6 protein-coding genes and 2 pseudogenes are annotated in these 6,683 nt (G+C 57.2%); 6 read left to right on the top strand and 2 right to left on the bottom strand.

Features of this window, described 5'->3' with window-relative positions; all coding sequences use genetic code 11:
* The 5 genes and pseudogenes from AKU94_RS20200 to AKU94_RS19915 form a co-directional block, all read left to right on the top strand.
* Positions 1–320, top strand: a pseudogene (locus AKU94_RS20200) (transposase); the annotation flags it as partial.
* Between the two features lie 382 nt (positions 321–702).
* The gene (locus AKU94_RS03715) at positions 703–1,284 is read left to right on the top strand and encodes an IS66 family transposase (protein WP_083444912.1); all 582 of its coding nucleotides are present in this window, start codon (positions 703–705) and stop codon (positions 1,282–1,284) included.
* Positions 1,285–1,332: 48 nt separating this feature from the next.
* Positions 1,333–2,307: a glutathione S-transferase family protein gene (locus AKU94_RS03710; RefSeq protein WP_050525997.1), complete on the top strand. Its 975-nt coding sequence runs from the start codon at positions 1,333–1,335 to the stop codon at positions 2,305–2,307.
* A gap of 32 nt (positions 2,308–2,339) precedes the next feature.
* The gene (locus tag AKU94_RS03705; RefSeq protein WP_050525996.1) at positions 2,340–3,302 is read left to right on the top strand and encodes a pirin family protein; all 963 of its coding nucleotides are present in this window, start codon (positions 2,340–2,342) and stop codon (positions 3,300–3,302) included.
* 248 nt (positions 3,303–3,550) lie between these two features.
* Positions 3,551–3,913 carry an MliC family protein gene (locus AKU94_RS19915; protein ID WP_050525995.1) on the top strand — a complete coding sequence of 121 codons (363 nt, stop codon included), beginning with the start codon at positions 3,551–3,553 and terminating at the stop codon, positions 3,911–3,913.
* Between the two features lie 131 nt (positions 3,914–4,044).
* Here the strand turns inward: AKU94_RS19915 and AKU94_RS03695 are convergent, their stop codons facing one another.
* The gene (locus AKU94_RS03695; protein WP_050525994.1) at positions 4,045–5,205 is read right to left on the bottom strand and encodes an HPP family protein; all 1,161 of its coding nucleotides are present in this window, start codon (positions 5,203–5,205) and stop codon (positions 4,045–4,047) included.
* Between the two features lie 733 nt (positions 5,206–5,938).
* Positions 5,939–6,271, bottom strand: a pseudogene (locus tag AKU94_RS20975) (hypothetical protein); the annotation flags it as partial.
* Positions 6,272–6,483: 212 nt separating this feature from the next.
* Here AKU94_RS20975 and AKU94_RS03685 point away from each other — a divergent pair.
* A partial coding sequence (locus AKU94_RS03685) for a helix-turn-helix domain-containing protein (protein WP_050525992.1) occupies positions 6,484–6,683 on the top strand: 200 nt, incomplete at its 3' end.

The following is a 6,683-nucleotide window of genomic DNA, read 5'->3' as shown; positions in this document are numbered from 1 at the left end:
AGCCCGGGTCGCGGGCTTGTACCAAGGCAGAAGTCGACCGGTGGGCGACAAATCCTGGGTAGAACCTCAAAAATGGGGCAGCGCGATATAAGGCGGTTGCTGACTACAGGCGCGTCGTGCGAATGCACGCCTCTGGCGTGATGGCCGTCATCCGTTGGACCATCCGGAAAGGCCCACCACCTGGATCATGGCTTGCCAAGATGCTGGCGCGCAAGCCTCGTATGCTGGTGGCGACTGCATTGGCAAACAAGCTTGCCCGTACTGTTTGGGCGTTAATAACCACAAAAGAGAACGATCGAATTCCACCGCTGGCTGCATAAGCTTTGCACCATGCGTTGGAGTAAACCGGCAATGTGAGAAGGGCGAAGGAGAGTAAGGAACAACGGTCATAAGACGGGGTTGGGAACACCAGATAGAAGCCAGGAGCTTTGTGCTCGCATCAACGATTTGGACCCATCCACGGACACCATACAGGCCAGCGGCGTGTGAAAGCTGCATATATAGGCCGGACACACGACTGCACTGATCACATGTTCTGAGCAATCTGAAAAACTTCTTGCATTGAAAGGGGCATCCACACACGGGTTCTATAACCCGCGGTGTCGACACGCGGCATTGGGCTACAAAAGCCCCGTCGCTTTTGAGCGTAAGATGGCTTAAACGAGCACCTGGGGCGGCACGAAAAACGAGACAGGTCCAGTGATGCGCCGCCCGCCTAGTTGGTATCCGTTCTCGTCAGATCGCAAAGAGCAGCATCCCAAGGATCATCTCGCAAAGTATCAAGGCTGGATGTATGCCGACGGCTATGACGGGCTCGAAGACCCCTATCGTTCAGCTGACATCCACGAGGTCGCCTGTATGGCCCATGTCAGGCGCAAGTTTGTGGACATCCACAGAGCTCAAGGCTCGGCCATTGCCACTGAAGCCATCCGGCGCATCGCCACCCGGTTCGGGATCATGGCCAGCCAGATGCGTGGCTTCATCGACACGTTGGGCGGTTTCTGGGCCAGGGGCGGACTGGCAAACAAGTCCGTCTCGGCAATGACATCCGCGCAGAACAACTATGGCGGGCAGGACACGATGCTGGTGTCCTTTTGCGCCAAGGTCATGCATTGGGGCGGGATTATCGTTGCGCCCGGCTATACCGACGAGGTAGTCTATAAGACCGGAGGCACCCCCTATGGCTACAGCCACAACGCGGGCGAGGATTTCGCGGACGAGGCCAAAAACGCCATCGATCCTCAAGCGCGGCGTCTGGTCGAGATTGCGGGCAAGCTGGCCTGACATTCTGGCCGCCGCAATCAAATCTGCTTTTCTTGAAAGGATGAACACATTACGGGACTTCTCGTTGATGGCACCTGGCATGACCAGTGGTATGACACCTCCAGCACCGGTGGCAAATTCGAGCGCAGCGAGTCGCAATTCCGCAACTGGGTCACGCCGGACGGAACTCCTGGCCCCACCGGTGAGGGCGGATTTAAGGCCGAGGCGGGGCGCTATCATCTTTATGTCTCGCTTGCCTGCCCATGGGCCAACCGCACGCTGATCCTGCGCGCGCTCAAGGGGCTGGAAGACGTGATCGGCCTGTCGGTCGTGAATCCTTACATGGGCGAAAACGGCTGGACCTTCGCGCCCGGCCCCGGCGTTATCCCCGACCCTGCGGGGGATGCGAAATACATGTATGAGGTCTATCTGCGCGCCGCCCCAAACTATTCTGGCCGTGTCACGGTGCCGGTGCTGTGGGATCTGAAACAGGGCACCATTGTCAACAACGAATCCGCCGAGATCATCCGGATGCTGAATTCGGCCTTTGACGGTGTCGGGGCAAAGGACGGCGATTATGCACCGGCGGACCTGCTGGATGAAATCGACGAGATCAACGCCTTTACCTATGACGCCATCAATAACGGTGTTTATAAGGCGGGCTTTGCGACCGAGCAGGACGTTTACGAAGGCGAGGTGCGCAACCTTTTTTCGGCGCTGGATACGCTGGAAGAACGGCTGGGCAAGCAGCGCTACCTGTTGGGTGATCGCGTCACCGAGGCCGACTGGCGGCTGTTCACCACGTTGATCCGCTTTGATCCCGTCTATCACGGTCACTTCAAATGCAATCTGAAGATGCTGAAAGAGTATGAAAACCTGTGGGGCTATACCCGCGAGCTGTATCAATGGCCGAGCATCAGTGGTACGGTAAATTTTGACCACATCAAGCAGCATTATTATCGCAGCCACGACACTATCAACCCCAATGGCATCGTACCTGATGGTCCCGTCCTGAATCTGGATCAACCGCCAAATCGGTCGTAACGCTTGGATTTCAACGCGAAAGGAACCTTGAGATGAGCTATTCCCCATGCCCCGATCCCGTTCTGGGCGACGCCGATGGTGTGAACGCCATCGAAACCCTTATCGTGCCGCGTGCGGTCGATCTGGGTGAGATGGAGGTGCGCCGCGCGCTGCCCTCGACCAAGCGGCAGATGGTCGGACCTTTCATCTTTTTCGATCAGATGGGACCGGCGGAATTTCTGACCGATCAAGGCATCGACGTGCGCCCGCACCCCCATATCAACCTCGCCACGCTGACCTATCTGTTCGAGGGTGAGATCCTGCACCGTGACTCGCTGGGCACCGAACAGACCATCCGTCCCGGTGCGGTCAACTGGATGAAGGCGGGGCGCGGCATCGTTCATTCCGAACGCACATCGATGGAAAAACGCCAGACCGGCCAGCGGTTGTTCGGTTTGCAGACATGGATGGCCCTGCCCGAGGCCGAGGAGGAAAGCGCGCCCGATTTCATCCATTACGGATCGGATCAACTGCCGATGTTCGACAGCGACGGCATCAAGGCGCGGCTTATCGCCGGTGAAGCCTTCGGCAAGAAGAGTGGCCTGAAAACGGCCTCGGAAACGCTCTATGGTGATATCGAATTGCAGGAAGGGCGCAGCATGCCGATTGATCCCAACTACGAGGAACGCGCGCTTTACACGATTTCGGGCGAGATCGAGATCGCGGGCGACCGCTTTGAGAAGGGTCAGCTTTTGGTGCTGCGCCCCAATGATGCGATTACCGTCAAGGCCAACTCGACCGCGCGGTTCATGCTGTTTGGCGGCGCGCCGATGGGGGGCGCGCGCTATATCTGGTGGAACTTCGTCTCCTCCCGCCGCGAACGGATTGAGGCGGCCAAACAGGAATGGGCCAGGGGCCGGTTCGATACCGTGCCGGGCGACGAGGCCGATTTCATCCCGCTGCCCGACAACATCGGCAAGCCACGCCGCGCCGAGGGCGGAGTGCGCTACCCTTGACTCTGAAACAAGAGGGAGTGCTGTTATGGCCCGGACCATCCCCGTTGCGACGGGCGGTACAACGGTTCTTTTGGGATGCCACGAATAAGACCCGCAGATGCCGCTGGCTCAAACGCCGTTTCGCGATCCGGGTGCAACGTGACAAACCGGATTTACACTGGTGCCATTCACTGGATCGTCGCGAAAAATACTCAACACGTCCAGTCAACGAAACAGGTCGGGTAAATAAACACATAGGAGATCAAATCATGCGCATCAGCCTGTTGGCCTTTGCCAGCCTTGCAACCGCCGGCACAGCCGCCGCGGAGATGGCGCTGTCCATCCCTCTTGCCCTTGGCCACAATGGAAGTATCGAGGCGCAAAGTTATTCCTGCGGCGAAGGTGAGCAGTTAACGGTGCAATATGTGAACACGAATTCAAACACGCTCGCGATTGTCCCGGTTGATGGAGAAGATCGGATCTTTGTCAACGCGGTATCGGCCTCCGGGGCGCGGTACGTATCGGGCGCCCATGTCTGGTGGAGCAAAGGGGACAAGGCGACACTGGAAAACTCACTTGAAAAGGTTGGTATCAAGGAATGTCAGGCCCAAGACCCCGCAGCCCCTAAATGATGTGATGCACAAGTAAGGCGCCACCCCCCGCCCGTCACCTGCATCTTGGGCCATGTCCTTATTGGGTCTGGACATGGCCTTGTTTCCATCGCTCGCTATGTGTTGCGCCTAAGATCAAGACTGTTTTCAGGTCAGTCCTTCAATATCTCTTGACGCAAACTGTTGCGCACCAGTGCCACGATCAGATCGGTTCGCGTTACAATGCCAACGATGCGTGTACCGTCAAGCACGGGAACGGCATCGATATTTCCCTCGGACATCAGCGGAAACAGCGCGCCAAGGGGCGTGTCAACCGTGGCCCGCGGCCCCCTGCTGTCCATGATATCCTTGGCGCGCACCACGATATCGCTATCGCGGTTGCGCAGCTGGGTCATTGCCTGGCTGAACAGGCCTTTCAGTCGGCGGGCATTTTCACGCACATGGGCTATCAGATGAATTTGAAAAATCACGCCTGCAAACTGCCCCGCCGCATCCACTACAGGCAGCGAGGTGAATTTATATTGTCGGAATAGATCGGCGATATCGGCCAATGGCGCATCCGGCTCCACAGTCACAAGATCGCGCGACATGATATCTTCTGTGGTCAGCGGGCCTGTTTGGTGTGACGCCGCGACTGTTTCGGCAGCGCCAATCAGGCGGGCCAGATCTTCGACGCCAAGGTTGAACGATTGGCGGTAGCGTTCCAAAATGCCTGTCAGCTCGGCCTCGGAAAGACCCAGGCGTTCGGCGGGTTCCGCGTCTTTTGTGCCGTGGTGATTGGGTTCGTCAAACTGCCGCAGCGGATAGTGGCGACCAGTCAGTTTGGCATAGGCCATAGCAATAAGAACCAAAAGGATGGTCCCCGCCGCAACAGGAACGATCGCAAATTGAAAACCCAGCTTGGCCACCATATCCGGGTTCATCGCCACGGTCATTGCAACGGCCCCCGCCGGCGGGTGCAACGCGCGGCATAAAATCGTGGCAGTGATCGCAGTGCTAACCGCCAGGACAATACGCAACATCGGATCGCTGACCAGCATACACACCCAAATCGCCGCCAATGCTGCCACGGTGTTGCCCACCACAGCCGACCAAGGCTGTGCAAGCGGGCTGTTTGGCACCGCAAACAAAAGAACCGATGTGGCCCCGAACGGCGCAATCAGGAAAAGACCCATGTGTCGGTCAATTGCGGGCGTCAATACAAACATGCCTGTCAGGCCCAGCCCAATAAGTGCGCCCAAACCAGCCCGAACGGCTTCTGTTGCGGGGGGTCTTGCGACGGCAGGACCAAGGGAACGCAGGATAGGCAACATATGGGCTTTCTGTATAACACTTGCCCAAATGTCAGGATCAACATGCGAGCAAAATTAAAGAGAAGCGGCCCCGCTATTGAAGCGGTAAGTCGCTGAGCGTTCATAATAGGGTCGATACAGTGCAAGCGCATAATTCGCCAAGCGAAATCACGCAAGAGCGGTGGTTTAAGCGAGCACTGGTGATGGGTTGAATAGCCCCTCCCGCCGGCCCCTATGTGCCATAATAATCCAGACGGGGTCAGGAGGATTTGGCTATGAAGGAAGTCTCAATCATTGGTGCTGACCTGGTGAAACAGGTCTTTTACTTGCACGGTGCGACGTCAAGAGGTGAGGCGGTGTTTCGCAAGAAGCTGTCGCACAAGCACCCTTGGTACATCGTTGCAACAAAGGCCTTGCAACCGCTCACTATTGGACACGCACGGTGCCCGATGACGCATGCAAGATCATCTGTCCCCAAGGCGTCCTCGTCCATAAGTTCCGGAGCGGAGGCCCCCTGCTCCGCTTGTCAAACGCAGCGTGCACGGAGGTTCTGCATTGGCCGCAGCGGGCAAAAACCTAGTGGCGGACCGAAAAGCCTGGATCCGGCGGCGGGTCTCGGACGTCATTTCATCCTCGGCTCCGATGTCGCGCGCCAGACGGCAGCTACCGCGCCCCCTCTGCCCCAAAGGCCATATCGGACGTATCGGGCTTGGGCGTGTCGGGTTTTGCCGGTGATCTCTTTGCGACCCCACTCGTCCGCCCAGATATAGACGATGCGGCATGCGTCCAGATAGCGCCGTTGCCAACGGTCATACGCATCCCACCAATCGGCTTTGCGCCGCGATATCGTGGTCGAGGACAGCCCTGCGGCACTGCGACGATACCGGTAATCACTTCGCCGTTCTGGCAGGTGACAATGGCGCACCAGCCGCGCGCGGCCATCGTTCGTTTTGTCAGATGCATCGGCCTTCAGTAGAATAGAGGATTCGGCCTCAACCGCTTGTTCAATCAGATGCTGTGCGCCGGATCGTAGCAGATCCATCAGGGAATCAAGCGAAAATCCATGTGGATCAGGCAGTTGGGTCATGCTATTTTAAGCTATATCTCTTGGCTAGTTCTACGCGGGTCATATCAAAACTTCGATTTAAATTACTTGCATGAGAAAAACGGATTGGCTCCGCAGGCCTGTTGATTGTCACTGAGAGCTGCCCCGGCAACAGCAGAAATTGTCATTGAGAATTGATCCATGTGCAACCTTGCCCAGGCTTGAATCAGCTGAGGGCACATGGGGTGATAGACATGGGATTTTTGAAAGTTATTCGGAAATGGGCGCTGCGAGATAAGATGCCCATTCGCGAGATCGCGCGTCGGACGGGCGTGTCTCGCAACACGATCAAGAAGTATTTGCGGGAAGGGATTGTTGAACCTGCGTTTCAGGCGCCGGATCGTCCCAGCAAACTGGACCCTTATGCCAAGCATCTTACAGCATGGCTGACGAC

The sequence above is a fragment of the Pseudorhodobacter aquimaris genome (assembly GCF_001202025.1).
Classification (GTDB): domain Bacteria; phylum Pseudomonadota; class Alphaproteobacteria; order Rhodobacterales; family Rhodobacteraceae; genus Pseudorhodobacter; species Pseudorhodobacter aquimaris.
This window is presented reverse-complemented; position numbering and strand designations above follow the sequence as displayed.

Coding starts and splice junctions, on each gene's coding strand:
- AKU94_RS03695 (WP_050525994.1), bottom strand. CDS start 5,205: ATGTTGCCTATCCTGCGTTCCCTTGGTCCTGCCGTCGCAAGACCCCCC.
- AKU94_RS03715 (WP_083444912.1), top strand. CDS start 703: ATGCGCCGCCCGCCTAGTTGGTATCCGTTCTCGTCAGATCGCAAAGAG.
- AKU94_RS03705 (WP_050525996.1), top strand. CDS start 2,340: ATGAGCTATTCCCCATGCCCCGATCCCGTTCTGGGCGACGCCGATGGT.
- AKU94_RS19915 (WP_050525995.1), top strand. CDS start 3,551: ATGCGCATCAGCCTGTTGGCCTTTGCCAGCCTTGCAACCGCCGGCACA.